The organism is Domibacillus epiphyticus, from assembly GCF_001975785.1.
Taxonomy (GTDB): domain Bacteria; phylum Bacillota; class Bacilli; order Bacillales; family Domibacillaceae; genus Domibacillus; species Domibacillus epiphyticus.
In genome coordinates, this window is sequence record NZ_MSFI01000020.1 from 18,710 (window position 1) to 45,605 (window position 26,896).

At 42.3% G+C, this 26,896-nt stretch carries 24 protein-coding genes, 2 tRNA genes and 1 pseudogene; all 27 read left to right on the forward strand.

From position 1 onward, the window contains the following. The first annotated feature begins 181 nt into the window (after positions 1–181). The 27 genes and pseudogenes from BTO28_RS11885 (at position 182) to istB (ending at position 26,802) form a co-directional block, all read left to right on the forward strand. Entirely contained in the window at positions 182–1,096 is a 915-nt protein-coding gene (locus BTO28_RS11885; protein ID WP_076766539.1) for a mechanosensitive ion channel family protein, read from the forward strand. Further along, entirely contained in the window at positions 1,096–1,293 is a 198-nt protein-coding gene (locus BTO28_RS11890; RefSeq protein ID WP_076766541.1) for a DUF951 domain-containing protein, read from the forward strand. The genes BTO28_RS11885 and BTO28_RS11890 overlap by 1 nt, the downstream gene beginning before the upstream one ends. Before the next feature lie 322 nt (positions 1,294–1,615). Then, on the forward strand, positions 1,616–2,716 hold the full coding sequence (gene ychF, locus BTO28_RS11895) for a redox-regulated ATPase YchF (RefSeq protein WP_076766543.1): 1,101 nt from the start codon (positions 1,616–1,618) through the stop codon (positions 2,714–2,716). A gap of 157 nt (positions 2,717–2,873) precedes the next feature. Then, positions 2,874–3,620: an ABC transporter permease gene (locus tag BTO28_RS11900; RefSeq protein ID WP_083711539.1), complete on the forward strand. Its 747-nt coding sequence runs from the start codon at positions 2,874–2,876 to the stop codon at positions 3,618–3,620. 242 nt (positions 3,621–3,862) lie between these two features. Then, a complete protein-coding gene (gene rpsF / locus BTO28_RS11905; protein WP_076766545.1) occupies positions 3,863–4,156 on the forward strand; it encodes a 30S ribosomal protein S6 in 294 nt (97 codons plus the stop codon). A gap of 76 nt (positions 4,157–4,232) precedes the next feature. Then, positions 4,233–4,772: a single-stranded DNA-binding protein gene (ssb, locus tag BTO28_RS11910; RefSeq protein ID WP_076766547.1), complete on the forward strand. Its 540-nt coding sequence runs from the start codon at positions 4,233–4,235 to the stop codon at positions 4,770–4,772. Positions 4,773–4,795: 23 nt separating this feature from the next. After that, positions 4,796–5,032 (forward strand): 30S ribosomal protein S18, encoded by a 237-nt coding sequence (rpsR, locus tag BTO28_RS11915; protein WP_045852641.1) that lies wholly within the window; start codon positions 4,796–4,798, stop codon positions 5,030–5,032. Positions 5,033–5,261: 229 nt separating this feature from the next. Next, entirely contained in the window at positions 5,262–7,250 is a 1,989-nt protein-coding gene (locus BTO28_RS11920) for a methyl-accepting chemotaxis protein (RefSeq protein WP_076766549.1), read from the forward strand. Between the two features lie 125 nt (positions 7,251–7,375). Beyond that, positions 7,376–8,305 (forward strand): YybS family protein, encoded by a 930-nt coding sequence (locus BTO28_RS11925; protein WP_083711543.1) that lies wholly within the window; start codon positions 7,376–7,378, stop codon positions 8,303–8,305. A 64-nt stretch (positions 8,306–8,369) separates the two neighbouring features. Further along, complete coding sequence (locus tag BTO28_RS11930; RefSeq protein ID WP_076766551.1) at positions 8,370–10,343, forward strand: DHH family phosphoesterase; 1,974 nt, start codon at positions 8,370–8,372, stop codon at positions 10,341–10,343. Continuing rightward, a complete protein-coding gene (rplI, locus tag BTO28_RS11935) occupies positions 10,340–10,789 on the forward strand; it encodes a 50S ribosomal protein L9 (RefSeq protein ID WP_076766553.1) in 450 nt (149 codons plus the stop codon). The genes BTO28_RS11930 and rplI overlap by 4 nt, the downstream gene beginning before the upstream one ends. 62 nt (positions 10,790–10,851) lie before the next feature. Beyond that, a complete protein-coding gene (gene dnaB / locus BTO28_RS11940; RefSeq protein WP_076766555.1) occupies positions 10,852–12,216 on the forward strand; it encodes a replicative DNA helicase in 1,365 nt (454 codons plus the stop codon). A gap of 161 nt (positions 12,217–12,377) precedes the next feature. Continuing rightward, on the forward strand, positions 12,378–13,664 hold the full coding sequence (locus BTO28_RS11945; RefSeq protein WP_076766557.1) for an adenylosuccinate synthase: 1,287 nt from the start codon (positions 12,378–12,380) through the stop codon (positions 13,662–13,664). Between the two features lie 276 nt (positions 13,665–13,940). After that, positions 13,941–14,017 (forward strand) — tRNA-Asp (locus BTO28_RS11950). A 131-nt stretch (positions 14,018–14,148) separates the two neighbouring features. Continuing rightward, a tRNA-Phe gene (locus BTO28_RS11955) sits at positions 14,149–14,221 on the forward strand. Between the two features lie 196 nt (positions 14,222–14,417). Beyond that, positions 14,418–15,128: a response regulator YycF gene (yycF, locus tag BTO28_RS11960; RefSeq protein ID WP_076766559.1), complete on the forward strand. Its 711-nt coding sequence runs from the start codon at positions 14,418–14,420 to the stop codon at positions 15,126–15,128. 5 nt (positions 15,129–15,133) lie between these two features. Next, a complete protein-coding gene (gene walK, locus BTO28_RS11965; protein WP_076766562.1) occupies positions 15,134–16,957 on the forward strand; it encodes a cell wall metabolism sensor histidine kinase WalK in 1,824 nt (607 codons plus the stop codon). Further along, the gene (locus BTO28_RS11970) at positions 16,954–18,276 is read left to right on the forward strand and encodes a YycH family regulatory protein (RefSeq protein WP_076766564.1); all 1,323 of its coding nucleotides are present in this window, start codon (positions 16,954–16,956) and stop codon (positions 18,274–18,276) included. Before walK ends, BTO28_RS11970 begins: the two co-directional genes overlap by 4 nt. Then, positions 18,263–19,060 carry a two-component system regulatory protein YycI gene (locus tag BTO28_RS11975; RefSeq protein WP_076766566.1) on the forward strand — a complete coding sequence of 266 codons (798 nt, stop codon included), beginning with the start codon at positions 18,263–18,265 and terminating at the stop codon, positions 19,058–19,060. Before BTO28_RS11970 ends, BTO28_RS11975 begins: the two co-directional genes overlap by 14 nt. 18 nt (positions 19,061–19,078) lie before the next feature. After that, positions 19,079–19,873: an MBL fold metallo-hydrolase gene (locus BTO28_RS11980; RefSeq protein ID WP_076766568.1), complete on the forward strand. Its 795-nt coding sequence runs from the start codon at positions 19,079–19,081 to the stop codon at positions 19,871–19,873. 152 nt (positions 19,874–20,025) lie between these two features. Beyond that, entirely contained in the window at positions 20,026–21,120 is a 1,095-nt protein-coding gene (locus BTO28_RS11985; protein WP_408606667.1) for an NADH:flavin oxidoreductase, read from the forward strand. 177 nt (positions 21,121–21,297) lie between these two features. Continuing rightward, positions 21,298–22,500: a S1C family serine protease gene (locus BTO28_RS11990; RefSeq protein WP_076766572.1), complete on the forward strand. Its 1,203-nt coding sequence runs from the start codon at positions 21,298–21,300 to the stop codon at positions 22,498–22,500. A gap of 15 nt (positions 22,501–22,515) precedes the next feature. Beyond that, positions 22,516–22,659 carry a CxxH/CxxC protein gene (locus BTO28_RS11995; RefSeq protein WP_076766574.1) on the forward strand — a complete coding sequence of 48 codons (144 nt, stop codon included), beginning with the start codon at positions 22,516–22,518 and terminating at the stop codon, positions 22,657–22,659. Between the two features lie 254 nt (positions 22,660–22,913). Beyond that, the gene (rlmH, locus tag BTO28_RS12000; RefSeq protein ID WP_076766576.1) at positions 22,914–23,393 is read left to right on the forward strand and encodes a 23S rRNA (pseudouridine(1915)-N(3))-methyltransferase RlmH; all 480 of its coding nucleotides are present in this window, start codon (positions 22,914–22,916) and stop codon (positions 23,391–23,393) included. Between the two features lie 141 nt (positions 23,394–23,534). After that, a complete protein-coding gene (locus BTO28_RS12005; protein WP_076766578.1) occupies positions 23,535–24,605 on the forward strand; it encodes an ImmA/IrrE family metallo-endopeptidase in 1,071 nt (356 codons plus the stop codon). A 195-nt stretch (positions 24,606–24,800) separates the two neighbouring features. After that, positions 24,801–26,057, forward strand: a pseudogene (istA, locus tag BTO28_RS12010) (IS21 family transposase). A gap of 61 nt (positions 26,058–26,118) precedes the next feature. Continuing rightward, positions 26,119–26,802 carry an IS21-like element helper ATPase IstB gene (istB, locus tag BTO28_RS12015; protein WP_269843872.1) on the forward strand — a complete coding sequence of 228 codons (684 nt, stop codon included), beginning with the start codon at positions 26,119–26,121 and terminating at the stop codon, positions 26,800–26,802. Positions 26,803–26,896: the final 94 nt, after the last annotated feature.

Here is a 26,896-nt window from a genome sequence, read left to right on the forward strand (position 1 = left end):
ACCTCAGAGTTATACTTACTCCTAGAAAGGACCTGTGGCTAAACTTGCCGGGCAGGTGAAGGAAACGTGAAGGATCTTTTGAAGAAAGCTGGGGGAGGAACTTCATAATCACCTCACTGTAAATGTTGGTGGTTTCCTGATAAAATGGTGACGTCTCAGGAAACAGCAAGGAGGGTTTCTTTTGGAAGAACAATCATTAACTACGTATCAGCGCGCCCTTGAAAAGTTATGGGCGAAATTTACAAATGAAGAGACATGGCTGGCGTTTGGTGAAGGGTCGATTAAAATTATTTTAACCATTTTCGCCGCCATGTTAATCGTGAAAGTGGGTAAAATTGCAATTCGCAATTTTTTTGCGATTCGCTCGAAAGCACCGCTCACTTTTTCGGAACGGCGTGAAAATACGCTTTTAAAATTGATTGAAAATGTTCTCGCATACGTCGTGTACTTTGTTGCGCTTATTAATATTCTGGCTGTACTATCCTTTGATGTAAAAGGGTTGATCGCTGGTGCCGGTGTACTCGGTTTAGCCATTGGTTTTGGTGCTCAAAACCTCGTCCGTGACGTGATAACTGGATTTTTTATCATTTTTGAAGATCAATTTTCCGTTGGTGATTTCGTACGGATAGGTCAATTTGAAGGGACCGTTGAAGAAATTGGACTGCGTACGACAAAAATTAAACAGTGGACCGGTGAACTGCATATTTTACCGAATGGGAGTATTGTTGAGGTAACAAATTTCTCCTTGCATAATAGTGTTGCAGTAGTGGACGTTGGTATTGCCTATGAAGAAAATATTTCTGAAGCAGAGCGGATTATTAATGAATTACTGGCAACACTTCAAGATAAATATCCAGAGATTGTTCAAACACCGAAGCTGCTGGGCATTCAAATGCTGGCCGCATCCGATGTGACGCTGCGTATTACGGCAGAAACGACACCGATGAATCATTGGTATGTTGCACGAATGATGAGAAAAGAAATTAAAGATTGTCTAGATGAACATGGTATTGAAATTCCGTATCCGCGCATGGTGATGTATTCTAAAACAGAAGAATCAGGAGCAGAAAAGCGGAAAAATGGGGGAACAGCGTGATGGAAGAAAAACAATTTGAATTAAATGATGTTGTTGAAATGAAAAAACCCCACCCATGCGGCGCGAATCGATGGAGAATCATTCGGCTTGGCATGGATATTCGCATTAAATGTGAAGGCTGCGGCCACAGCGTAATGCTGCCACGACGTGAATTTTCGAAAAAAATGAAAAAAGTAATTGAACAGAGCGGCGAATAAGCCGCTCTTTCTTTTTTTACGGACACACAATGGATACATGGGTTAGTAATGGGCTCATAAACCAATTGCGCCGGAAGGAAAAAAGACCCCGTCTAATGCTTGTTCCTCTTGCGCATGATCTGAAATTGCCTTTTTCTGATTCAGTCCATATAATGGGGAAAGGTTGAAAAATATTGTCCGTGGGCCCTTAGGAAGCCAGTTAAGAAGGCGCTGGAAATTTATCCTTTGATCCTAGGGTTACAGGAAGTGGGTCACAAAGGCGTTGCGGCAGCATGACGTGAATGCAGCCTTTGATCCTTTAAAATGATAAGGAGTGAACAATATGGCATTAACAGCAGGTATTGTGGGGCTTCCGAACGTCGGAAAATCCACATTATTTAACGCAATTACGAAAGCAGGAGCAGAATCGGCCAACTATCCGTTTTGTACAATCGATCCAAACGTGGGCATCGTGGAAGTGCCGGATGAACGTCTTGTGAAATTAACAGAATTGGTCTCGCCGAAAAAAACAATTCCAACAGCCTTTGAGTTTACCGATATTGCCGGCATTGTAAAAGGGGCAAGCAAAGGAGAAGGACTCGGCAACAAATTTTTATCACACATTCGTGAAGTAGATGCAATCTGCCAGGTTGTCCGCTGTTTTGATGATGAAAATATTACACACGTATCCGGAAAAGTGGATCCGATTGATGATATCGAGGTCATTAACCTGGAATTGATTCTTGCGGACCTGGAATCAGTGGATAAACGTTTAGCTCGTGTGGCGAAACTTGCAAAACAAAAGGATAAAGAAGCGGCAGCGGAACATGATGTACTTGTCATTGTGAAAGAAGCGCTTGAATCGGACAAGCCGGCCCGCTCTATTGAATTTACGGAAGAGCAGCAAAAAATCGTGAAACAATTACACTTGCTTACGGCAAAACCGATGCTGTATGTGGCGAACGTAAGTGAAGAAGAAATTGCGGATCCATCAGGCAATGAGCACGTCCAAAAAGTGCGCGACTATGCATCAGGTGAAGGCTCAGAAGTCATTGTCATCAGTGCAAAAGTGGAAGAAGAAATTGCCGAACTTGATGACGATGAAAAGGCAATGTTCTTAGAAGAGCTTGGCATTTCACAATCCGGTCTTGATCAATTAATTAAAGCCGCGTATTCATTGCTCGGACTTGCAACATATTTTACGGCAGGTGTGCAGGAAGTACGTGCGTGGACATTCCGCCAGGGAATGAAAGCGCCGCAATGTGCGGGGATCATTCATACCGACTTTGAGCGCGGCTTCATCCGTGCCGAAACAGTTTCTTATGATGACTTGGTATCAAACGGCTCAATGAATGCCGCCAAAGAAGCGGGTAAAGTACGTCTGGAAGGAAAAGAATACGTCATGAAGGATGGCGACGTCGTTCATTTCCGTTTTAACGTTTAAATGGTTCTCTTGCGGCCCGCACTGAAAATACGCTGATTCACTTAGCATAGGTAATCATTACCAGATAGCGCCCGCAGCCGGAAAACAAATTATTGAGCATTAAATAGCTCCACCGGATTAATTTTTCGGTGGAGTTTTTCGTTATAGGGGTGATTTTTTGAAAGATATAGGCTATGCGGCCTTGATTGCTGCTTTTTTATTTATGACTGTGCCGCTCTGGCTTTCACATAAACAACGGCTTGGAATATCAAAAGACATCATTGTGGCGTCAATCCGCTCTTTTGTGCAATTAATGGCGATCGGCTATATTATTACATTTGTATTTTCATTAAAATCCCCTGTTGTCTTCACTCTGCTTATTCTGTTTATGATCATCGTCGCAGCGAGAACCTGTGCAAAGCGGGGAGGCGAATTCCAACATTCATTTTTGATTGCTTTTTTAGCGATTGTAACGGCTGAAATGGTTTCTGTCCTCATATGGGTATCATTCGAAATAGTTGTGTATGAAGCGCAATATATTTTGCCAATGAGCGGGATGATTATCGGCAGCTCAATGGTCGCGGTCAGCTTAACATTCGACCGTTTAAAGCGGGAATTTGATTTGACGAAAGAGTTGATTATGGGAAAACTCGCGCTCGGTGCAACGAATCGGCAGGCATCGCAAGACTTGATTGAGACAACGGTGAAAGCGGCATTGATTCCAAATGTGGAAGCGATGAAAACAATTGGTCTCGTTCAATTGCCAGGCATGATGACCGGGGCAATCATAGCCGGTGCTTCCCCCGTCATTGCGGTTAAATACCAGCTTGTTATTTTATTAACCGCGTTCGGAAATGCGGCTATTACCTCAATTATGGTCAGTAATATGACATATCCAGCTTTTTTTAAACAAAGAATGTTTTAAAAATTGCATAATTCAAACATACGTTCTATAATGGAGATGCCTCTGCCAAGCTGCCATGAGTTGTTGGATAATGTTGCGCTGTTGAGAAATTCATGTTATAATTTCAACTTGTGAGTAATGAAAACTTACTCTTAGGCCCGTAGGAAGCGGGTCACAAAGGTGTTGCGACAGGATGTCGCGTTCTAAACCTTTGATCCTTGCCCTTTTAAAGGGCCGCATAGTCCACGAGGAGGTGAACGAAGATGAGAAAGTACGAATTCATGTACATTATCCGCCCAAACATTGAAGATGAAGCGAAAAAAGCGCTAGTTGAGCGTTTTGACGGTATCCTTACTTCTAATGGTGCGGAGATCATCGAGTCAAAAGATTGGGGTAAACGCCGTTTAGCGTATGAAATCAATGATTTCCGTGAAGGCTTCTACCAACTTATTCATGCTAAAGCTGAAAATGCAGCTGCAGTTGAAGAGTTTGACCGTCTTGCGAAAATCAGCGATGACATTATCCGTCATATCGTTGTTAAAGAAGAAGAAAAATAATCATAACGTAATAAATACACATCTTTTTCAAAATGTTTCAATTTGAAACATTTTAAAAGAAAAGGAGTTGATTCTGATGATAAACCGAGTGGTTTTAGTCGGCCGTTTAACGAAAGATCCAGAACTTCGCTATACGCCAAATGGAGTTGCGGTTGCGACGTTTACGCTTGCGGTGAACCGTGCGTATACGAATCAACAGGGCGACCGGGAAGCGGACTTCATTAATTGTGTGATCTGGCGTAAACCGGCTGAAAACGTGGCGAATTTCCTTAAAAAAGGAAGCCTTGCCGGTGTTGAAGGACGTATTCAGACACGCAATTACGAAGGCCAGGATGGAAAGCGCGTTTACGTGACAGAAGTTCAGGCGGACAGTGTCCAATTTCTCGAACCAAAATCCGGCGGTGGTGGAGGCAGCCAATATGGCAATGCTCCTCAACAGCAGGGTGGTGGTTATGGCGGCGGACAGCAGCAAAGCAATCAGGACTTTCCATTTGGCCAGCAACAGCAGAATCAACAGCGCGGCACTAACAATGCCGGTTATTCTAAAATGAATGAAGATCCTTTTGCAGATAACGGTCAGCCGATCGATATTTCAGACGACGATCTTCCGTTCTAATCAATTAAGAGGAGGGGAAACTCATGGCAGGACGCAGAGGTGGACGTAAGCGTAAAAAGGTTTGTTATTTCACATCTAACGGTATTACACATATCGACTATAAAGATGTTGATTTGCTTAAAAAGTTCGTATCTGAACGTGGAAAAATTCTTCCACGCCGCGTTACAGGAACAAGCGCTAAATACCAACGTCGTTTGACGATCGCAATCAAACGCTCACGGCAGGTAGCACTTCTTCCATTCGTTGGAGAAGAAAGATAAGAATAGAAACAAACACAATGTTGAATTGACAACATTGTGTTTTTTTTATGAAAAATGTGAGAAAAATACATTAAAATAAGCAAACCATAGAAGAAACTTAGCACGAAATCTACATTTGCTTAAACAATTCAGAATCATTGAACTTTTTTAACAAATAATTTACAAAGGCTCAATATTGCTTTAGGTCAATAACACTATAATGGGAAGAAGGGATAGGGAGAAAGGTGTAGTGACTGAAGTGAAAACCATTCGAATGAAATTTGTTGTACCTATTACAATTGTTTTGGTTTGTGCATTTACCTTTATCATTTTTTTTACAGGGTGGAAAACGGAACAGAAAATAGCAGAAGATGCGACAGAGCAAACAGAAGGATTCGTTAAGGAACTGAACAATTCAGCAGCTGTTTTTTTACAAAAGTATGAAGAAAGTATTCAATTGCTGTCAGAATCAGATCAAGTCATTCAATATGCAAATACATATCGTACATCCACTCAGCCAAACAGTGCAGCAGACAGACAGATTCAAACGGTTTTTAACCGCTATACAGAAATATATAAAGATGCGCTGAGTGTATATTATGCTTCTGAAAATGGCGTATTTAAAATAGCGCCGTCAGCAACTTTATCGGATGACTTTAATCCGGTGGAATCCACGTGGTATAAGCAGGCTTTTGAATCAAAAGATCCGGTCTGGAGCGAGCCGTATGAAAGCGAATCGGGCGATTATGTCATCACGATTTCTAAAGCGATTGTGAGCGGTGAGAATGTTCTTGGGGTTATTGGAACGGATATTAATTTAACGAGTATGACAAATCGGATGAATGAACTGAACATCGGATACGACGGCTATCCAGTCATTTTATCAAATGAGGGAAAGGCTATCATTCATCCGACGGAAAAAGGGCAAGACGTCTCGAAAGACCCGGTGATGGCTGGCATAATTAAAGGGGAACAGAACGGTGTTATCGAAACGGCTAACGGCCTTGTCGTGTACGATACAGTCAGTAAAACGGGTTGGAAAATTGGTGCCGTCTATGAAAAAGAGAATTTATTTAGTGTGTCAAATGACTTGAAGAAAAATCTCGCGATTACTGCATTTTCGGTTCTTCTCTTAGTGATTATCGTCGTATCGATCTTGACTTCAAAAATTACAAAGCCGATCAAAAAGCTGAATGAATCAGTCCGTCAGGTGGCTGAGGGGGATCTTCAGACGCATGTACGTGTACCCGGAAAAGATGAAGTGGCATCGCTCGGCAGAAATTTTAACAACATGGTAGAAAAAATGCGCGGTATAGTAGGAGTAACGGATGATGCAGCGGCCAATTTACGTGAGTCGATTCAGCATCTAAACATTGCAGTGCAGGAAATCAATGAATCCGGTACGCAGGCCGTTTCGGCACTGGAAGAGCTAACGGATGGCACTGTACGCGCGGCAAGTGGATCGAAAAAAGCGGCCGATCGTTCAAGTGAACTTGGCCATTTAATCAGTTTGATATCAGAAGAATCAACTGCAATGTCCGAGCTGGCGCAGCAGGCTGCAGGAGCTGCCGGGAAAGGAACAGCGCATGTGGCCGCTGCAGCGTCTTCAATTGATGCATCAGCTGGCCGGATGGACGCTGCAATGACCGCGGTCCGCACACTGGCGGAAGATATTACCCGCATTGAAAGTATTGTTCATGTTATTGAAGACATCTCGGCTCAGACGAATTTACTCGCATTGAACGCATCGATTGAAGCGGCGCGTGCAGGAGCTCATGGGAAAGGATTTGCCGTTGTCGCTCAGGAAGTGAGAAAGCTCGCGGAACAGTCGAACAAAGCAGCAGGTGAAATTCATAAAAAAATTGCGGCTGTACAAAGTGGTTCTGAGCATGCTATCGATACAATGGGACAAGCAGGCGATCATATAATGGGGCAAACTGACGCAGTGAGGGAAACAGAAAGTGTCTTTGCGGCTCAAGTGGAATTGATGAGCAAGATGGAAGCTGCCATTACAGAAATTGCGGATAATATACAAACCGCCAATAAGGAAAAAGACATCGTGGTTCAAACGGCCGGTCATTTAGCAGAAGAGGCTCGTTCATCTGCTGCATCGTGCGAAGAAGTACAGGACAGGACGAAAACACAGCTTTCAGCGATTGAAAGCGTCGCAGCGGCGTCTGAACAGCTTGCTTCATTAAATGAGGAATTGATTAGTGCCATCCGTCAATTTCATATATAAAAGATAACGTAACAGTCCGATCTTTTGTTCGGACTGTTGCGTTTTTAAAGTTGAATGGACATCAAAAGGAAGGTAGAATAAAGAAAGAGAATACCGGATTTACGGTGTATGAACGGAGTGTTGTAGTGGGAAAGACGAAAGTGATTACAGAAGGGGCAATCATGCTGGCGCTATTTACGGTGCTGCTTCTTATTTCAGTTTATGTACCGATTTTATCAATTGTCGGCGTCTTGTTTTTGCTCTTGCCTTTTTTTATTTATAGCGCGAAATATGAGATTGCTCCGGCGTTCATGCTGCTTTTTGGTTCAGTGGCTATTACGTTTTTAATTGCCGGCCCTTTTATTTTGCCGGTGGCCTTCATGTACGGCATAACGGGTGTCGTAATGGGAATAATGGTGCGGAAGAAGTATGATAATTGGATTATTTATATGGCCGGAAGCTTGACGTTTCTACTGAACGTTATCGTGCATTACGTCGGTACCATTTGGCTGTTTGATCTATCTTTTGTAGATGAATTTGGTGCGCTCTTTTCCCAGTCGGTAAAAGATACGAGTGCAATATTAGGCAGTGAACCGGTTTACAAGCCGGAACAAATTAATGAAGCCATTCAATACATTAATGCGATTTTACCAGCATTATTTGTTATGACTTCGTTTGTCATCGTGTTTCTATTAATGCGTATCAACTACCCAATCGCAAAGAGACTGGGGATTCAAATAAAGCCATTCAATCCATTTTGGACTGTAAGGCTTCCGCGGTCTATTTTATGGTATTACCTCTTTTTTATGATCGGGGCACTGCTTGTCCAACCGGAAGATGGGACAATGTGGTATGACATCTATGTAAATGTGATGTTTATTTTGCAAGCCTGCTTATATGTTCATGGTTTGTCATTCGTGTTCTTTTTTGCACACATTAAAAAATGGCCAAAAGTTATTCCGATCATCATTGCGATTTTATCGATTCTAGTCATTCCGGTCCTTTATATTATTCGTTTATTAGGTATAATTGACTTAGGATTTGATTTAAGACAGCGACTGCAAAAAAAGCCGTAATATGCTTTTTAAAATCGGCTCCATTAAGTACCTTAATGGAGTTTTATAATTAGGAGCTGAAGCTATGCTTTCGTATTATAACAGGCGAATTATACAATTGCCGTTAATCTTTATCGCGGTTGTGCTCGCTGCCGCCTCAATCATGCTTCTGGCATACAATTACCTGGCGGGTGTTGTGATGATTGCGGTTACGATTTTTCTTCTCCTGTTTTTGTATTTATCAGAGAAAAGGCTCCATGATGAAGTGGAGAAATATGTGGCTACGCTGTCTCTTCGGCTGCAAAAAGTGGGCGATGAAACGCTTCAGGAGCTGCCAATTGGAATTCTTCTTTACAGTAAAGAATATAAAGTGGAATGGGCGAACCCCTTTTTAACGTCTTATTTTAATGAGAATACGATTGTTGGAGAGTCACTTTATGAAATCGCGGAACACATACCTGCTGCCATTAAAGGAGAGAAAGAAACCATTATTTCGCTCCACGACAGCCTGTTTCGTGTCATAGTGAAGCCGGAAGAGAGGCTTGTGTACTTTTTTGATGTAACAAAACAGGAGGCAACTGTCCAGCAATTTGAGGAAGAAAAGACCGTGCTGAGCATTATTTTTCTTGATAACTATGACGATGTAACGCAGGGAATGGATGATCAATCACGCAGCAGTTTAAATAGTCTTGTGACCTCTTTGCTCAATAATTGGGCAAAAGAAAATGGCATCTATTTAAAACGTACGTCTTCCGATCGTTTTTTCGCTGTTTTGAACGAACGAATTCTACAATCACTCGAGGAAACAAAATTCTCGATTTTAGATGTAGTACGTGAAGAAACAGCAAAGCATCATGCTCCGTTGACGCTTAGCATCGGTATCGGACAGGGAATCATTCCCCTTCCAGAACTCGGTGACATTGCCCAATCCAGTCTAGACCTGGTGCTGGGACGCGGCGGGGATCAGGCGGCGGTTAAGCAAGGTGACGGGAAAGTCAAATTTTACGGCGGAAAAACGAATCCGACGGAAAAACGGACGCGCGTGAGAGCACGGGTTATTTCGCATGCGCTTCGTGATATTGTCATTGACAGCGATAAAGTAATTGTAATGGGACATAAATATCCAGATATGGATGCGGTAGGGGCTTCGATGGGGATCCGTCATGTTGCTGAACTTAACGGCCGCGAAGGATATATTGTCATTGATTTTTCACAAATAGATACGGCCGTGAAGCGGCTTCTGCATGAATTGAAAGAGCAAAATCCAGTCCTTTACTCCCGTGTAATTACACCGGAAGAAGCGATGGAAATAGCGACAAGTAAAACGCTGCTTGTTGTTGTTGATACACATAAGCCATCACTAGTTATTGAAGATAGACTGCTTTCAAAAGCAGACCGTGTTGTCGTTATTGACCATCATCGTCGAGGAGAAGAATTTATTAAAAATCCGATTCTTGTTTATATGGAACCATATGCGTCATCGACAGCCGAGCTGGTTACAGAACTGCTTGAATATCAGCCGAAAACAAAAAAAATATCGATGATTGAAGCGACAGCGCTTTTGTCTGGCATTATTGTCGATACAAAGAGCTTTTCCCTCCGCACTGGTGCGCGTACTTTTGAAGCTGCTGCTTATTTGCGCACATATGGGGCGGATACCATTTTGGTTCAGAAGTTTTTAAAAGAAGATATCAACACGTACATTCAGCGCGGCCAGATCATTGAAACCGTCTATTTTTATAAAGATGGCATAGCCATCGCCAAAGGTGATGACCATCATGTATACGATTCGGTATTGATTGCCCAGGCAGCCGACACGCTCCTCACTATGAACAATGTAAAGGCATCATTTGTCATTGCGAAAAGAGGAGAAGAAACGGTCGGCATCAGCGCCCGATCACTCGGTGAAGTAAATGTCCAAATTATTATGGAACAAATGAACGGCGGCGGCCATTTAACAAACGCAGCGACACAAATTAAAGACGCATCAGTCGAAGATGTTGAGATGGAACTATGTCGTGTAATTGACGAATTGACTAAAGGGGGAACGGAAGAATGAAGGTTATTTTCTTAAAAGATGTAAAAGGAAAAGGAAAAAAAGGTGAAGTGAAAAACGTGGCGGACGGCTACGCGCATAACTTTTTAATTAAAAACGGTTTTGCAGTAGAAGCGACGGCAGGCAATAAAAATATACTCGATGCACAGAAGAAGAAAGAAGCGGCCGCTGCAGCGCAGGAGCTGGAAGAGGCGAAAAAGTTAAAAGAAACCGTTGAAAACATAACGGTTGAACTGCATGCGAAAACAGGTGAAGGTGGCCGTCTTTTCGGTTCTGTCACAGCAAAGCAAGTTGCAGATGAATTGAACAAAAAACATAAAATTAAAGTGGATAAACGAAAAATGGATCTGCCGGACGGCATCCGCGGTCTTGGCTACACAAACGTTCCGGTTAAATTGCACAATGAAGTAACGGCTACTTTGAAAGTACACGTCTCAGAAGAAAAATAAATAAATAACAAATGTGATCGGATTTTTTTCTGGTCACATTTTTTGCGCAAGGAGGCTCGAAAATGAACGATGTATTAACGGACCGCGTACCGCCGCAAAATATTGAAGCAGAACAGGCTGTACTAGGAGCGATCTTTCTAGAACCTTCTGCGTTAACGGTTGCTTCTGAAATATTAATTCCGGAAGATTTTTACCGGAGTGCCCACCAGCAGATTTACTTAACGATGCTGAAGCTTGGCGATCACGGGAAAGCGGTCGATGTTGTAACGGTAACGGAAGATCTTGCCGCCGCGAAACAAATCGAAGATGTCGGCGGAATTTCATATTTAAGTGAACTTGCGGCCTCGGTACCGACGGCTGCCAATATTGAATATTATGCCCGAATTGTTGAGGAAAAATCACTCCTTCGTCGTCTAATTCGGACGGCAACAACGATTGCACAGGACGGCTACGAGCGGGAAGATGAAGTTGAAGGGCTGTTAAGCGAAGCGGAAAAAAGCATTATGGAAGTGGCACAGCGAAAGAATGCTGGCGCGTTTCATAACATTAAAGATGTACTTGTACGCACGTATGACAATATCGAACTGCTACACAACCGGAAAGGCGATGTGACCGGAATTCCAACCGGCTTTTCGGAGCTTGACCGAATGACCGCCGGTTTTCAGCGCAACGATTTAATTATTGTTGCGGCTCGTCCATCGGTTGGTAAAACCGCTTTTGCGCTGAACATTGCCCAAAACGTCGCGACAAATACAGATGAGACTGTTGCTATTTTCAGCCTTGAGATGGGTGCTGAACAACTGGTCATGCGGATGCTTTGCGCGGAAGGCAATATTAATGCACAAAGCCTGCGGACGGGTGCTTTAACGGATGAAGACTGGCGCAAATTAACGATGGCAATGGGCAGTCTGTCCAATTCTGGTATATATATAGATGATACACCTGGTGTGCGCATCGGTGAAATACGGTCGAAATGCCGTCGTTTGAAACAGGAGCAGGGCCTCGGGATGATCTTGATTGATTATTTGCAGCTTATTCAGGGAAATGGCCGCTCGGGCGAAAACCGCCAGCAGGAAGTATCGGAAATATCTCGATCGTTAAAGGCGCTCGCCCGTGAACTAGAAGTGCCTGTTATCGCACTTTCTCAGCTTTCCCGCGGCGTTGAACAGAGACAGGATAAGCGGCCTATGATGTCTGATATCAGGGAATCCGGTTCAATCGAGCAGGATGCCGATATTGTCGCGTTTTTGTATCGTGATGATTATTATGATAAAGAATCGGAAAATAAAAATATGATTGAGATCATTATTGCGAAGCAGCGGAATGGTCCGACGGGTACAGTCGAGCTTGCTTTCGTAAAAGAATACAATAAGTTCGTCAATGTGGAGCGTCGTATGGATGAAATGTCTGCACCGCCCGGAGCATAAGAAGTCAGCGAAACGCTGGCTTTTTTTTGTGTAAAAACGAATGAATTTTAAAAAATATTATAAAAATGTTCGTCTTTTCTGTTTGACGAACACCGTTTTTTACTGGTAAAATAATTGAGGTTGATAAAACGTTTTTCATGAACCTTCGGAGGTGCAAAAAAATGTCATCAGTAGTAGTAGTAGGAACACAGTGGGGCGATGAAGGAAAAGGGAAAGTCACGGATTTTCTTTCAGAAAATGCAGAGGTCGTTGCCCGTTATCAAGGCGGAAACAATGCAGGCCACACAATTAAATTTAATGGTGTTACATACAAACTTCATTTAATCCCATCAGGAATTTTTTATTCGGATAAAATTTGTGTGATTGGCAACGGCATGGTTGTGGATCCAAAAGCGCTTGTAAAAGAACTCGAGTATTTGCATGGACACGGTGTATCCACAGATAATCTTCGTATTTCAAACCGGGCGCACGTCATTCTCCCTTATCATTTGAAAATTGATGAGGTGGAAGAAGAGCGCAAAGGCGCCAACAAAATTGGTACGACGAAAAAAGGAATCGGTCCTGCTTACATGGACAAAGCAGCCCGTATGGGAATTCGTATGGCAGACCTTTTAGACCGTGAAACATTTGAAGAGAAATTAACGCATAACATTGCGGAAAAAAATCGTCTTCTTGAACGTTTTTACGAAACAGAAGGGTTCAAGGTGGAAGATATTCTTGATGAATATTATGAGTACGGACAACAAATTAAACATCTTGTATGTGATACATCTGTTGTATTGAATGACGCGCTGGATGAAGGCCGACGTGTATTGTTTGAAGGCGCTCAAGGCGTAATGCTTGATATCGATCAGGGGACATATCCGTTTGTTACGTCATCAAACCCGGTCGCAGGAGGCGTGACAATCGGTTCCGGCGTTGGTCCGACAAAAATTTCGCATGTTGTTGGCGTTTCGAAAGCGTACACTACACGTGTTGGTGATGGCCCATTCCCAACTGAGTTGAACGATGAAATCGGTGATCTGATCCGTGAAGTTGGACGTGAATACGGTACAACGACAGGCCGTCCACGGCGTGTTGGATGGTTCGACAGCGTAGTGGTCCGCCATGCCCGCCGCGTTAGTGGTTTGACAGATCTTTCATTGAACTCAATCGACGTATTGACTGGGATTGAAACGTTGAAGATTTGTACGGCTTACCGCTACAAAGGCGAACTGATTACCGAGTATCCTGCTAACTTGCGTACGCTTGCTGAATGTGAGCCAGTATACGAAGAGCTTCCAGGCTGGACAGAAGACATTACAGGCGTGAAAAGCTTGAACGAACTTCCTGAAAACGCACGTCACTACATCGAGCGTGTTTCCCAGCTTACAGGCATTCCATTGTCCGTGTTCTCCGTAGGACCGGACCGCAATCAGACGAACGTTGTAAGAAGCGTTTGGAGTTAATAAAAATCTTCACCGACTTCCATTAGGAGTCGGTGTTTTTTTCTTGAGAACAATTTTATTGCTAAAAAGGTTCATTACTCCGGTTCCACCCTATTATAGGGCTTGCTGCCTAATAATGTTAATTTCCCGCATAAAAAGACGATTGTTGTCTTAGAATGTTTGGGAATAGACGCAAAATTGTCAAAATTTCTTCGCCTTGTTCGTTTTTTGCGACAAAATGTATTGTCACTCCCATAGGCATGTGATACTATTAACAACGTTGCTGGTAAACAATTTGGTCCGGTAGTTCAGCTGGTTAGAATGCCTGCCTGTCACGCAGGAGGTCGCGGGTTCGAGTCCCGTCCGGACCGCCATTTTTACTTTAACCTATCGTTATGTTCTGTCTTGGTGGCGGCCGTCCTCACCTTAGTATGTCCTCTAGAATAAACGGCCGCTATATTTTTTAACAGAATTTTGAAAGATATTTTTGATTATATTTTACTACGGCTCAGTAGCTCAGTTGGTAGAGCAAAGGACTGAAAATCCTTGTGTCGGCGGTTCGATTCCGTCCTGAGCCATAAAAAAAGCATCGCGGTGATTTCGCTCCCGTGGTGCTTTTTGTTATTTTCCGCAATGTTTACCGGTCGGACAACGGATGTCATTGAAGCGCTGTTCATGGTAAAGTTAAGAAAGGCGAAAGAAGTACAAATATGATAAAATATAGTATTTGAAGCCATCTTTATCTCATCGAAAAAGAAGTGAGGGAAATAGATAATGCAAAAGAAAATATTGGTTGTAGATGATGAAAGACCAATTGCAGATATTTTGCAGTTTAATTTAAAAAAAGAAGGATATGACGTTCAGTGTGCCTACGACGGGGATCAGGCAGTGGAGATGGTAGAAGAAATGCAGCCGGATCTTGTTCTGCTGGATATTATGCTTCCGGGACGTGATGGAATGGAAGTATGCCGTGAAGTGCGAAAAAAATATGAGATGCCAATCATTATGCTGACCGCGAAAGATTCTGAGATTGATAAAGTTCTTGGTCTTGAACTCGGTGCGGATGATTATGTAACAAAACCATTTTCAACACGAGAATTAATCGCGCGGGTAAAAGCGAACCTGCGCCGTCATCAGGCAGTGCCTGTACAGGTAGAAGAAGAATCAGATACGAATGAAATTGTGGTAGGGGCGCTGACCATTCATCCGGATGCGTACATCGTTTCAAAACGCGGGGAGACGATTGAATTGACTCACCGTGAATTTGAGCTGCTTCATTATCTGGCGAAACATATTGGCCAGGTGATGACTCGGGAGCATTTGCTGCAGACCGTGTGGGGCTATGACTACTACGGAGATGTTCGGACAGTAGACGTGACCGTGCGCCGGCTGCGTGAAAAGATTGAAGATAACCCGAGCCACCCATCTTGGATTGTGACGCGAAGAGGAGTAGGATACTACTTACGCAACCCAGAGCAGGAGTAACGTTGATGAAACGGGTAGGTTTTTTTCGTTCAATTCAGATGAAATTTGTCCTTATATATGTGCTGCTGATTTTATTTGCAATGCAGATTATCAGCGTATATTTTGTAAACTCTCTTGAAGAAAAATTTATTGCAAACTTTAAAAGCTCCCTTCAGGAACGGGTGAATTTGCTTGAATATAATTTGCGGGAAGGAATGTTGAAAGAACGGGACGAGGAAACAATTACGCTCGAACAGGATATTCGGCATATATTAGATGACTTTTCCGCCCCTGATATCATTGAAGTACGGGTGATCGATGAACGAAGCCGGATTATCGGTACATCAGATGTGACGAACCAGGGAGTTGTCGGGCAAAGAATGACCGAAATTGCTGTGAAGCGGGCGCTTTCTGCCGGCTCGGCGCAAGATAATATGCTCATTAATGAACGGACAGGCCAGCGTGTTTGGGTCTTCACCTCGCCAATTTTATCCAACAGTGAAGTGATTGGTGCGGTGTATTTAATTGGCAATGTTGAAACAGTATTCGGCCAGCTCGATGACATTAATGAAATCTTATTTTCTGCGGCAGTTCTGGCACTGGTCATTACAGCCGTGTTAGGTATTACCTTAGCCAGAACAATCACCCGTCCGATTACCGATATGAGGAGGCAGGCGGTTGCACTAGGAAAAGGGAACTTTTCACGGAAAGTAAAAGTATACGGACAAGATGAAATCGGCGAGCTTGCCGTGACATTTAACAACTTGACAAAGCGGCTGCAGGAAGCACAGGCAATGACAGAAGGCGAACGCCGTAAACTCTCATCGGTTCTTTCTTATATGACAGATGGTGTTATTGCAACTGACCGCCGAGGGCGCGTCATTTTGATTAATGAACCAGCTTCAAAAATGCTGAATGTTTCACGTGAAACAGTGATTTCACAACCAATTGTGACACTTTTAAATCTGGAAGAAGACTATTCATTTGATGATTTATTAAATGAACAGGATTCGGTCATTCTTGATTACAGCACACACGACAGACCGTATATTTTACGGGCGAATTTTTCCGTTATTCAAAAAGAAACCGGTTTTGTTAATGGACTTATTACCGTTCTGCATGACATTACGGAACAGGAAAAAATTGAAATGGAACGCCGTGAGTTTGTGACGAACGTTTCACATGAACTCCGCACGCCGCTTACGACAATGCGCAGCTACTTAGAAGCACTTGCGGAAGGCGCGTGGCAGGATCCGGATATTGCCCCGAACTTTCTTGATGTCACACAGACAGAAACAGAGCGGATGATCCGGCTTGTAAATGACTTGCTTCAATTATCAAAATTCGACAGCCACGAGTATAATTTAACGAAAAAAGATACAGACTTTATCGAGTTTTTTAATAAGATAATTGACAGGTTCGAAATGACGAAATCACAGGAAGTGACATTCCAGCGTAAACTGCCGCGTTATCCGATTTACGTCACAATCGACCAAGATAAATTGACACAGGTGATTGATAATATTATCTCTAATGCGTTGAAATATTCACCGGAAGGCGGACTTGTTTCATTTAAGGTAGAAGAGCACGCCAATACCATTCAGGTGAGTATTAGCGATCAAGGGATGGGCATTCCGAAAAAAAGCCTTGAGCGTATTTTCGAGCGTTTTTACCGTGTAGACCGGGCTCGTTCAAGAAAAATGGGCGGGACAGGTCTAGGATTAGCGATTGCAAAAGAACTTATTAGCTCGCACGGCGGTCACATCTGGGCGACAAGCATTGAAGGAAAAGGGACAACCATTTTCTTCACACTGCCTGCGGATCTTTCCGAAGAGGATGATTGGGAATGAATTATGAAAAAATCAAATCCATTGCCCTGGCGTTGCTTGTGCTCATAAGCCTGGCATTCACGTGGGGCATCTGGAACTACCAGCCTTCTTATGAAACGATTAGAGAGGATTCGTCTGAAATTGTAAAGGAAGTGGAAATTGGCCAGCAGCAAAAAATCTCTGTGCTGCTGAAACCGTCCAAAATTATCGTCCATTTGCAGGATAATCATTATGGGACAGTGGCCAAGGAAGAATTGACATGGGTTATGGAGGAAATGGCTTCATGGACATTTTATGAGCCTGAAAATATATCAAGTTCATTGAGTGAGCGGCAATTTGACGAGCTTCTCAGCGGCAATTCACGAGTGGAATTGTTCTTCACATCAGACATACCATTCAATACGATAAAAAATGTATTTGTATTTAATGATTCGGTAGTACCAAATGCTGTCTTTGACCGGATTGTCATTAGCGGAGCAGAAGGACAAGGCAACCATGCATCTGTTTACTTCGTATCTGTAGAGGAACGGCTTGTCTTTAAAAGCGAGATTGAATCACCATCACTCTTAGCATTTAAAACGCGCTTTTTAAAAAAATCGGATCGTCTCGAACCTTACATTTCACATGAAATTCCGAACGGGTCCCGTTTATTTGTAAGAGAAGAGCCGCCTGTATTGCCTGTCCAAAAATATTTACCGGCACCAATTGATACTGATAAGTTTAAAAAAGCTTTATTTACGGATCCAAGCTATGTGAGACGAGGATCAAGGTCCGGACAAGATGAATATACGGACGGTTCGAGCATAATGAGCGTCAATCAGAGCACCAGAGTGATCGAGTATGTGGATCTGGCACAGGAAAGTGAAACGGGTCAGGAGATTACACTCGATCAACTCATTGATAAAAGCATCAGCTTTGTCAATGACCATAACGGCTGGGTTGATGATTACCGTCTTTTCAGTGCAGAAGCGGGTTCTTCTGAAATCAGCTACCGGTTATTTTCCGGTGATTTTCCGGTTTTTAACTCGCTGGGAATGGCAGAGATAAAGCAAAATTGGGGGCGCGACAGTATTTTTGAGTATGAACGTCCATCCTTTACGATTCACAATCCCCTTCCAGAAACGGGCTCTCCGGTTAAACTGGATAAAGGCGAAGATGCACTGAAAAAAGTGCTCGCCAAGGATATTGATCCGACGTTATTGACTGATATGCGAATTGGCTATGAAATGACAGATCAGCCGGAAATTTTAGCGCTAGAGCCTTCCTGGTACTACCGATATAATGGCATGTGGCTGCGGCTTGAGCCAGATGAAGGGGGAGCAGCTGATGGATTGGAATAAAACGAAAACATATTTTATCGCGGTCTTTCTCGTGCTCGATCTGTTTCTGGCGGTCATGTTTTTTAATAAATTCGATGCAACCCGGTTTGAAGTTATTAAGGCAACGTCCATTGAAGATAAACTAAAAAACGATCGGATTGAATATGAAAAAATGCCGGCTGATGCCGGTGAATTATCGATTATTACAGCAAAACCGAAAACATTTTCCAAATCGGATTTTCTTTTTTATACGAATCAAACGATTAAGATTGATAGCATTGACAGTAATGGAACAAAAATTGAAAGCGTATTGGACAAACCGTATGAGACAGATGGGGCAATGCGGGATAAAATGATTTCGTTTGTGAAAAACAATGTGCTTTTGGGCGAGCAATACTCGTATTGGAAGCGGGATCGTGAAGAAAAAACGGTTATTTTTTATCAGCAGTATGACGATAAAAAGCTTTTCCAAAATATAAGCGGTCTAGTCACCTTGAAGCTTGATGATAAAGATAATATTATCAGCTATACGCAGACAATGCTTTCAAATATTGATGAACACACAGATGAGGAAGCGATATTAACAGCTTTCCAGGCAATTGATGCCCTGTATCAAAATGGGCTTATTCAACCGGATACTGAGGTTGCGAATGCTGAACTTGGTTATTATACTCTCGTGCAGCTGACGGAATCGCAGGTGCTGTCACCAACCTGGTATTTTCAGTTGAGAAAAGACGGTGAAACGAAAGAATTTTACGTCAATGCCTATAACGGATCGATTTATCAGACGGAAAAAGAGTCGTAATGAACTGGAGTGGGATAGATGACGATTCAATTTAGTGTGCTTGCAAGCGGAAGTACCGGCAATGCGATTTACGTGGAATCTGACGGTCATTCATTTCTTGTGGATGCGGGATTAAGCGGAAAAAGGATGGAAGAGCTGTTTTCTTCGATTGGCAGACAGATAGCAGACCTTTCCGGTATTCTTGTCACACATGAACATAGTGATCATATTAAAGGACTTGGCGTGCTGGCAAGAAAGTATAAATTGCCGGTGTATGCTAATTCAAAAACATGGCGGGCAATGGACCGGTTGACTGGGACGATTGATGACAGCCAGAAGTTTGTTTTTGAAACGGAAACTGTAAAAACTTTTGGTGCGCTCGATATTCAGTCATTTGGCGTTTCACATGATGCGGCTGAGCCGATGTTTTACATTTTTCACAAAGGTGACAAGAAACTCGTTTTGATTACGGACACAGGCTATGTCAGCGACCGGATGAAAGGCTTGATTGATAACGCCGACGCGTATGTATTTGAAAGCAATCACGACGTGCAGATGCTGCGCATGGGGCGTTACCCGTGGAACATTAAACAGCGCATTTTAAGCGACGTAGGCCACGTGTCAAATGAAGATGCCGCCCTCGCGATGAATGATGTGATTGGACCAAAGACGAAACGAATCTATTTAGCACATTTAAGCACAGACAATAACATGAAAGAGCTGGCGAAAATGAGTGTCACACAAACGCTGCAAATGAAAGATGCAGGAGTCGGTGAACAATTCGATTTGTTCGACACTGATCCGAAAATTCCAACGCAGCTGGCGGTTATATAAGAACGGTCACAGAGAAACTATTCTGTGATCGTTTTTTTGGGGTTCAGAAGGGTAAAGCAAGACTGAATAATGGACGAATCTGGTGCGAACAATGTAATATAGTTTTACACTTTAGAATACTTAGTGGGGTTTTATAAAAGGAGGAATCTATGATGAAAGATACAATTTTGTTTAGTCCAGTAACCTTGGGAACGATCGATTTCGGTAATCGGGCAGGGGTCGCTCCTATGACAAGAACAAGTGCAGCCTATGAAGGTTTGGCAACCGATCAGATGGTATCTTATTACGAGAAATTTGCCCGCGGCGGTTTCGGTTTTATCATTACGGAAGGAATTTATCCAGACGATAAGTATAGCCAGGGATATATGAACCAGCCGGGAATTGTAAATGATGATCAGGTGCAGTCATGGAGAAAAGTAGTGGAGGCCGTTCATCAGCAAGGAAGCAAGATCATTGCGCAGCTTATGCATGCAGGTGCTCTTTCTCAGGGAAACCGTTTTGTCAAAGAGGCCATGGGTCCTTCTGCTGTTAAACCAAAAGGGGAACAGTTAGGTATTTATGGCGGTGAAGGTGCCTTCCCGACACCGAAAGAAGCAGCTAAACAAGATATAGCGGATGTTATTGCTGGTTTTGTAAAAGCAGCGCAGCGTGCGAAAGAAGCAGGATTTGACGGAATTGAAATACATGGGGCGAACGGTTACATATTAGATCAATTTTTAACAGACTATATGAATCAGCGTACAGACGAATACGGAGGCTCTACAGAAAATCGGGTTCGTTTAGCTGTGGAAGTCGTCAAAGCTGTTCGAGAGGCTGTTGGACCCGACTTTACAGTAGGCATTCGCATTTCCCAGGGCAAAGTGAATGATCATACGCATAAATGGGCTGGCAAAGAGAAAGATGCAGAAATTATTTTTGGACAGCTGGGCCGTTCAGGTGTCGATTTTATTCATGTGACAGAATACAAAGCATGGGAGCCTGCATTCTCTGAAGGGCAGGGAGCAAGCCTTGCTGCATTAGCTAAAAAGTTTGGTAATGTACCTGTCATTGCAAACGGACACCTTGAAGATCCTGAACAGGCAAGCGCGATCATCGAAAAAGGCGAAGCCGATGCGGTGACAATTGGCCGGGGCGCACTTGCGAATAGTGATTGGGCAATTAAAGTGCAAAAGGGCGAGAAATTGGAAGAGTTTGATCCAGAAAAAATCTTAAGCCCGGATGCAAAAATAAAAGATTTTGAAGCATAAACGCAACGGGACTGCCTAAAAAAGCAGTCCTTTTTTTGATGAATAAGGGGGAAAGGGCATCGGGCTTCATCGTGTTTGCATATCGGTTGCACATCTTTTTGGCAAAGTCGTATAATTTTTTCAGAATAGACAGAATGAATGGTGAAACAATAAAAGGATGGAAAGGATGAGGCATATATGGGTTATTATGATGAGGGGCGCTCGGATCGTCACAAACGAGGTGGAAAAGGCGGTTATTTTTTATCCGGGCTGGCCGGTGTGATCATAGGAGCGGTACTGGTGGTGACGACACTGCCGTCCATTGCTGATTATCAAAATGATGATACGGCATCAATTGTTGAAAATAATACATCTGACAATCGAAATGCCAAGCAAGTATCGCTTGATGTGACGACAGATGTGACAAAATCAGTCGACAGAGCAAAAGATACCGTCGTCGGCATTACAAACATTCAAGAGTCGATGAATTTTTTCGGCTCAGAAGCAACGACGCAGGAAGCCGGTACAGGAAGCGGTGTGATTTATAAAAAAGAAGGCGGCAAAGCGTTCATTGTGACAAATTACCACGTAATTGAAGGTGCACAGCAGCTGGAAGTGACACTTGCCGACGGCACGAAAGAACCTGCTGAGCTTATTGGCGGTGATGTATGGACAGATCTGGCTGTTTTATCGATCAGAGGGGTAAACGTCGAGAAAACAGCTGAATTTGGCGACTCGGAAGCATTGAAAATCGGCGAACCGGTTATTGCCATCGGGAATCCGCTCGGCCTGGAATTTTCCGGATCGGTTACGCAGGGTGTCATCTCCGGTCTTGAACGCGCCATTCCAGTTGATTTAAACGGCGATATGATTAACGACTGGCAGGCGGAAGTTTTACAGACAGACGCGGCAATCAACCCTGGAAACAGTGGTGGCGCACTCGTGAATATTGCGGGACAGGTTGTCGGCATTAACTCGATGAAAATTGCCCAGAGTGCAGTTGAAGGAATTGGGCTCTCCATCCCGATTGATGCGGCTCTTCCAATCATTCAGGACCTTGAAGCATATGGAGAAGTGAAACGTCCGGCAATGGGTGTGACACTTCAAAACGTAAGTGAGCTGCCATCTTACCATCAGCAGGAAACATTGAAGCTGCCTGAAAACGTAAAAGAAGGCGTGATTATTGAGCAGGTGCTGACAAATTCGCCAGCAGCCAAAGCAGGACTGCGGGAATACGATGTCATCACCGAACTGGACGGCGAACCGGTGAAAGACGTTATTGACCTGCGTAAATATATGTATAACAATAAGAAAGAAGGCGACAGCGTTACGGTTTTTTACTATCGCGATGGACAAAAGAAGGAGACTGTATTAAAACTAGTGGCCGAAAGCGATTTGTAATGGAGGAAAGAATGAATGTATTGTTGCTCGGAACACGTTGAACTGGCACTTGATATTGCTGTTGACGAAAACGAAACCGCACCTGTTATCGAAAAAACGGACGAAGAAACAGCATGCGAGTTTTGTGAAAGAGTTGCCATATATATTGTGGGAAACTAATATTCGGACACAAAATGTGGATGAATCCTGTGGGTATGTGGATAATAACGAAAAATTCCGGTTGTCAACAGGTGGACAACCGGAATTTTTGCGTCGTTTTTTACAATATAAGGTAAAATATATACAATATACACGGCGAGAAACATAAAAATATAAAATAGTGTATAGTAAATGATAAATAGCAAGCTTGTTGATATGTGGATAACTACTGTGGAAAACTTGTTTATAATATGTTTGTAAAGTGGGGTTAATGTGTGAATATCTCTATTATAACTGTCGGAAAGTTAAAGGAAAAGTACTTAAAACAAGGAATTGATGAATACGCCAAACGACTTTCCGCATATGCAAAAATCGACATTATCGAAGTACCGGATGAAAAAGCACCAGAAGTGTTAAGCGATGCGGAAATGATCAAGGTAAAAGAAAAAGAAGGAGAACGCATCCTCTCAAAAATCGGCCAGGATACATACGTCATCGCCCTCGCCATCAACGGAAAAATGAAATCCTCCGAGCAGCTTGCCGCTGACCTGGACAAACTCGCTACATACGGCAAAAGCAAAATAGCATTCGTGATCGGCGGCTCGCTCGGACTAAGTGACACCGTTCTGCGCCGTGCAGATGAGAAGCTGTCGTTTTCCCCTATGACCTTCCCGCACCAGTTAATGCGATTAATCCTGGTGGAGCAAGTGTATCGGAGTTTTCGGATTAATCGGGGAGAACCGTATCATAAGTAAGTGAGGTTTTATTTAACGATATTTAAGGAATGAGCAGTCTTACTAATTAGAAGTAAGACTGTTTTTATTTTTATCGAAATGTTAAAATAAGGTAATTATAATCAATGGAAAAATATTTTAACATTGAAAGGATAAGATAAAATGGTTAATAAAGAAGATTTCTATATTGATATTAAAAACAGAGCAAAGGATATTTATGACCAATATCAATACCTTGTAAAAGAGCTTCTTAAAAGTGATACATCAAACTATAGGTTAGAATTTTATCTTAAAGATGATTCAAGTCTAGGTGGAAAAGCTTGGTCTAAAAATAATTTAGACAATATACAGATAAATAAAGGGGTTATAGATAATTATTTTGATTATTTTTATGGATTTACAAAAATGCAAACAGATGATTTTTTAGAAAAATTACATATTGAAGATGTGGAAGAAGCATCTTATGAGTTTATAAAATTTGATGGGAATGGGAATCCTAATCTTTTCGATAGTAAAGTTATAGATTACAAATTAGCTGGGTTACTTACAATTTTTGTTTCTCGTTTTATTATTACCCATGAGCTAGGTCATCTACTTAACGGGCATTGTGAGTATTTAAATTCAAAAGAGCAGAATGATATTCATTACATTCCAATGTTTGAAAAAGATAATAGTAAAAATATAAAAAACGTTTCGTCATTAGATTTTAGAACTTTAGAAATGGATGCAGATGCATTTGCCGCAACTGATAACTTTAGAAATTTACTCTTAATTTATGAAAAATTTGAAGACATGGTTGATAAGGATTTAAATATAGAACCGATAGAATTATTTTATTGGTGGTCATTTGCTATTAGAAGTAATTTTTTAATTACACAAAAGATTTTAAATGATGAAGAATATAGACCTGATAAAAAGCATTTGCCTAGTGTAGCACGTTGGGTTTTAATACTAGGCTCAATAATAAGTATTATAGATGAAGGGGTATATAAGATAAATTATAGAACTGGAGACAATAAAGAAAAATTATTAGAATATATAACTAAGGGATTCGTATTTGCTGAAAAACAATATAATGAGCGTTTTTATACGAATTTTAATTCTTTAGAAGAGTCCATTAATAGTACAGATTATAGTAATTTCGTAACAGCAACTCAAATGAATTGGGAGAATCTTAGAAATGAATTAAGTAAATTTTCAAGATTGCCTTTGTATAAATCAAATAATGTTTAAAGGTAAGCAGCATTACTAGATATTTAATAATGCGGTTTTATTTTAGAGGATTTTCTAAATTAATATCAAATAAAGCGGAGAAACGAACCATATGTCAGTTCCGCTGTTAAAATACCCAATAACGCCGTTTTAAAATTCCCCAATAATATCAGATAATCGTCACATAGCTTGAAAGAATGAGGATTGTATGTGGCGGTGCTGAAGACAGGGGAATTTTTTATGATTAGAGAATTACATCAAAAAGGATGGACGAAAACGGCGATTGCCGAAAACGGGCTTTGACCGTAAAACGATCAGCAAATACATAAAGAGTGATGAACAGCCCAAAACAAAAAGAAGAAAGAAACGAGAAAGCAAGCTTGAAGCTTTTAAGCCCTACCTTCTGCAGCGCGTGCAGGAAGGAACAACAATTGTGTCGTCCTGCTTGAGGAAATCGAAGCGATGGGCTACGAAGGAAAAAGTACGATTCTGCGTGACTTCATTCAGCCCTATCGGGCTCAGCCAAAGAAACAAGCCACGGTTCGCTTTGAAACACCTCCTGGCAGACAGGCACAGATGGACTGTGCAGAAATCGGTGAATATGAAGTGGATGGCCGTCAAAAGAACGTTTATGCATTTATCATGGTCTTAGGTTATTCACGCATGAAGTATATTGAGTTCACAACAGATATGAAAATAGAAACCTAGATGAAATGTCACATGAACGCATTCAGTTATTTTAACGGCATCCCTGCGCAAATTTTGTATGACAATATGAGGACCGTCGTCACCAAGCACAGTCCTCTGGAGATCCGATTCAATCGCATTTTTGAAGATTTTCTCGCCTACTATGGCGTGGTACCAAAAGCATATAAGCCATATCGGCCCCAGACGAAAGGAAAAGTGGAAAGAACCGTACATTACTTAAAGAATAACTTTCTTCAAAGAAAACGCGAAATGACACTGGAAGCATTGAATCGCGATATCCGGATCTGGCTGGATCAAACCGCCAATAAAAAGAAGCATGAAACAACTCAAAAACCGCCGGTTCAGCGGCTGCAAAAAGAGCAGCCATTTCTACAGGGGTGGGGTGTAAAACCGCTGTTTCCAACGATCAAATGGGAATCCCGCGAAGTCAGCAAAGACTGCTTTATTTCCTACTTGGGCAATAAATATTCCGTGCCTTTTCGATTCGCTGGCCAACGGGTAAAAATCAGACTCACACTGGAACAGCAGCTTGAGATTTACGATGAGCTGGAGTGTATAGCCCAGCACCCTCTTGTATCTGAAAAGGCAAAAACGTCTATGAAAGCAGAGCATTTCGAAGGAATTCATTCTACAAAAAAAGAGCAGAAGCAGAAGAATCATCATGGTTTGGCGACCCCCGATTCTTCCGTTTCTACTCCTGTTCCAAATGTGGAAACCCGCTCTCTCGCTGCCTATGCCGCATTCGAAGAAGGTGATTCAGAATGAAAAAACTTCTTGAAGAACGCCTGGCTCTGTTAGGCTGGAAATATACAGCCAGCTTGATGACATCGTTGAGAACGCATCTAACAATAATGTATCATATTTTGATTTTCTCGACACGGTTGTTTTCCGGGAATGGGAAAATCGAGAAGCTGGCTTATTAGCAAAACATATTCAGCGCTCGAAGCTTCCTTATACAAAGACGATTCACGACTTTGATTTTAGTTTTCAGCCAAGTGTCAGTGAACAGCGTGTAAAAGAGACATTAACCCGTCTGTTTATTAACCGGATTCTTTTAGGACCGCCTGGTGTTGGAAAGACTCATCTCGCTATTTCATTCGCCTTGGAAGCACTAACTCAAGGATTTACGGCCTTATTCTTGACGGCTGAAGAAATGGTGGCAGAGTGCCGGAAGGCAGAAAGCAAAGGAACTCTTACCCGCCTGATCAACCGCTGGAGCCGCCGTCCGGACTTGATTATTCTAGATGAAGTCGGATACTTTCCTTTTGATGAGCTGACAGCTAATGTGTTTTTTCAAGTAGTATCAAAACGGTATGAACATGGAGCAATGATTTTAACCTCTAACAAGTCCTTTATCGAGTGGGGGAAGATTTTTGGAGACGACGTTTTAGCCACAGCGATCTTAGATCGCCTTCTGCATCATTCGGTTACATTCAATATTAAAGGGGATTCGTACCGAATGAAAGAAAAGAAAAAAGCCGGAATTTTATTCCGGCATAAACGGGGATAATTAACCGGGCATTGACAGGGTATGAAAATCTATCTTATAAAGTGAGAAAAAAGATTGAGGAGTATTTACAAGCAGATTGAGAGGTCACTAAACG

Excerpts from the sequence above, each read along its gene's own strand:
- BTO28_RS11890 (WP_076766541.1), top strand. The coding sequence starts at position 1,096 with ATGGAAGAAAAACAATTTGAATTAAATGATGTTGTTGAAATGAAAAAA.
- ychF (WP_076766543.1), top strand. The coding sequence starts at position 1,616 with ATGGCATTAACAGCAGGTATTGTGGGGCTTCCGAACGTCGGAAAATCC.
- rpsF (WP_076766545.1), top strand. The coding sequence starts at position 3,863 with ATGAGAAAGTACGAATTCATGTACATTATCCGCCCAAACATTGAAGAT.
- ssb (WP_076766547.1), top strand. The coding sequence starts at position 4,233 with ATGATAAACCGAGTGGTTTTAGTCGGCCGTTTAACGAAAGATCCAGAA.
- rpsR (WP_045852641.1), top strand. The coding sequence starts at position 4,796 with ATGGCAGGACGCAGAGGTGGACGTAAGCGTAAAAAGGTTTGTTATTTC.
- BTO28_RS11930 (WP_076766551.1), top strand. The coding sequence starts at position 8,370 with ATGCTTTCGTATTATAACAGGCGAATTATACAATTGCCGTTAATCTTT.
- rplI (WP_076766553.1), top strand. The coding sequence starts at position 10,340 with ATGAAGGTTATTTTCTTAAAAGATGTAAAAGGAAAAGGAAAAAAAGGT.
- dnaB (WP_076766555.1), top strand. The coding sequence starts at position 10,852 with ATGAACGATGTATTAACGGACCGCGTACCGCCGCAAAATATTGAAGCA.
- BTO28_RS11945 (WP_076766557.1), top strand. The coding sequence starts at position 12,378 with ATGTCATCAGTAGTAGTAGTAGGAACACAGTGGGGCGATGAAGGAAAA.
- yycF (WP_076766559.1), top strand. The coding sequence starts at position 14,418 with ATGCAAAAGAAAATATTGGTTGTAGATGATGAAAGACCAATTGCAGAT.
- walK (WP_076766562.1), top strand. The coding sequence starts at position 15,134 with ATGAAACGGGTAGGTTTTTTTCGTTCAATTCAGATGAAATTTGTCCTT.
- BTO28_RS11970 (WP_076766564.1), top strand. The coding sequence starts at position 16,954 with ATGAATTATGAAAAAATCAAATCCATTGCCCTGGCGTTGCTTGTGCTC.
- BTO28_RS11975 (WP_076766566.1), top strand. The coding sequence starts at position 18,263 with ATGGATTGGAATAAAACGAAAACATATTTTATCGCGGTCTTTCTCGTG.
- BTO28_RS11980 (WP_076766568.1), top strand. The coding sequence starts at position 19,079 with ATGACGATTCAATTTAGTGTGCTTGCAAGCGGAAGTACCGGCAATGCG.
- BTO28_RS11985 (WP_408606667.1), top strand. The coding sequence starts at position 20,026 with ATGAAAGATACAATTTTGTTTAGTCCAGTAACCTTGGGAACGATCGAT.
- BTO28_RS11990 (WP_076766572.1), top strand. The coding sequence starts at position 21,298 with ATGGGTTATTATGATGAGGGGCGCTCGGATCGTCACAAACGAGGTGGA.
- BTO28_RS11995 (WP_076766574.1), top strand. The coding sequence starts at position 22,516 with ATGTATTGTTGCTCGGAACACGTTGAACTGGCACTTGATATTGCTGTT.
- BTO28_RS12005 (WP_076766578.1), top strand. The coding sequence starts at position 23,535 with ATGGTTAATAAAGAAGATTTCTATATTGATATTAAAAACAGAGCAAAG.